This is a genomic window from uncultured Caballeronia sp., from assembly GCF_964243625.1.
GTDB lineage: Bacteria > Pseudomonadota > Gammaproteobacteria > Burkholderiales > Burkholderiaceae > Caballeronia.
On record NZ_CAXTGZ010000795.1, the window covers coordinates 1 to 2,373 of the forward strand.

At 63.7% G+C, this 2,373-nt stretch carries 1 protein-coding gene and 1 pseudogene; both read left to right on the forward strand.

Going from position 1 to position 2,373, the window contains the following annotated elements:
- A pseudogene (locus tag ACFFAR_RS30990) lies at window positions 1-868 on the forward strand (mannitol dehydrogenase family protein); the annotation flags it as partial.
- Between the two features lie 116 nt (window positions 869-984).
- A partial coding sequence (xylB, locus tag ACFFAR_RS30995) for a xylulokinase (RefSeq protein WP_375509203.1) occupies window positions 985-2,373 on the forward strand: 1,389 nt, incomplete at its 3' end.

The window sequence follows — 2,373 nt, forward strand, 5'->3', positions numbered from 1 at the left end:
TGACCGGTTCAAGGCCGGCATGCTCGAATTCCTGCAGTTGCGCGGCGAAACTGCGCTGCGCGACTGGATGATCGCAAACACCTCATGCCCGAACGCGATGGTCGATCGCATCACGCCGCGTCCCACGCCCGATGTCCGCGAGCGCGTGCTGGCCGCAACTGGTTTTGACGACAAAGCCCCGGTCATGGGCGAAGCGTTCATCCAGTGGGTGATCGAGGACGCGTTCATTGCCGGTCGTCCTGCATGGGAAAAGGTCGGCGCGGAAATGGTCGATTCGGTGCATCCCTACGAGGAAGCCAAGATCCGCATCCTCAACGCCACGCACAGCTGCATTGCGTGGGCGGGGACGCTCGTTGGTTACCAGTACATTCATGAAGGCACGCAGGACGCGGAAATCCGCGCAATCGCCGATGACTACGTCACCCAGGACGTGATTCCGAGCTTGTCGCCGAGCCCCATCGACCTGGCGAAATATCGCGATGTCGTGCTGGACCGCTTCGTCAATCCGTTTATCCAGGACACGAACCAGCGCGTAGCCGCCGACGGCTTTTCGAAGATCCCGGGTTTTATCGCGCCGACGTTGCGTGAATGTTTCGCGCGCAAGGCCGATCCGGACGCGACCGCCATGCTTCCCGCGCTGTTCTTCCGTTTCCTCGAACGCTGGCACGAAGGCAAGCTGCCGTACGCGTATCAGGACGGCGTGATGGACGCGGCGACCGCGCATGCTTTCTTCGAAGCCGCCGATCCGGTGAAGGCTTTCGTCGCGGACAAGCTGCTTTGGGGCAGCCTCGCGCAAAGCGCCGATCTTGAACGCGTGCTGCGCGCAGCGCTTGGCCGCGTCGATGCCTGGCTCGCCAAGCGCGGCTGAGCCTCCCACATCTCGTGACCGCCGTCCGGTGTTATGCCAATGGCGTAACGCCGGCAGCGGCGCTACATTAGCGCCTCCGGTTTTCTCCGCTTCAAGCCTTCATCAAGGGTTCGTCCATGTATTTAGGCATCGATCTCGGCACCTCCGAAGTAAAAGTCCTGCTGCTTGCAAGCGATGGCAGCGTCATCGGCACGGCGGGTACGCCGTTCACCGTATCGCGTCCGAAACCCCGCTGGTCGGAGCAGAATCCGCTCGACTGGTGGGACGGCACGCGCGCTGCACTCTTCGCCTTGCGCGACAAATTCCCGCAAGAGTTCGCGCAGATTCGCGGTATCGGTTTGTCGGGACAGATGCACGGCGCGGTGCTGCTCGATTCCGAAGATCGCGTGCTGCGTCCGGCGATTCTCTGGAACGACATGCGCAGTGACAAGGAATGCGACGAACTCACGCAAACCGCGACGGAGTTGCATCGCATTGCCGGCAATCTCGCGATGCCCGGCTTCACCGCGCCCAAACTGCTTTGGGTGAAACATAACGAGCCGGATATCTTCAACCGGACGGCTTGCGTGTTGTTGCCGAAAGATTATCTGCGCCTGCATCTGACGGGCACGAAAGTGTCCGATCCATCGGATGCAGCGGGCACGTTGTGGCTCGATGTCGCACGCCGCGACTGGTCCGACGAACTGCTCGCCGCATGCAGCATGACGCGCGCGCAGATGCCGGCGCTTGCCGAAGGCAGCGAACCGTCGGGCACGTTGCTGCCGGAACTCGCACGCGAACTCGGTCTGCGCGATGGCGTGATCGTCGCGGCAGGCGGTGGCGATAACGCGGCGAGCGCAGTGGGTATCGGCGCGACAGAACCGGGCGATGGCTTCCTGTCGCTTGGAACATCGGGCGTGCTGTGCGTGGTGGGCGATCGCTTCAGGCCGAATCCGGCGTCCGCCGTGCACGCGTTCTGCCACGCCATTCCCGACAGATGGCATCAGATGAGCGTGGTGTTGTCGGCGGCGAGTTGCTTGCGCTGGGTCTGCAAACTGACCTCTACCGACGAACCCACGCTGCTCGCCGAAATCGAAGCGCTCGATCCGGCTGCGCTCGAGATCGCGCCGCTGTTCCTGCCGTATCTCAGCGGCGAACGCACGCCGCACAATGACCCTTATGCACAGGGCGTGTTCTTCGGCATGACGCACGCAACCGATCGCGCGCTGCTCGGCTACGCGGTGCTCGAAGGCGTGACGCTGGCGTTGACCGATGGCCTCGACGCCTTGCAGGCCGCCGGCACGGAAGTACACGCGTTGTCGCTCTTGGGCGGCGGTGCGCGCAGCAAGTACTGGGGCCAGTTATTGGCCGATGCCCTCAACACCCGCACTCGCACGCACGGCGGCGGCGAGACGGGCGCGGCGTTGGGCGCAGCGCGTCTCGGCTGGCTCGCGGCAGGCGGCGACCCGGCGGTCGTTCTGGCGAAACCGCCGGTGAAGGACGAGTTCATTCCAAACCCGGAACGT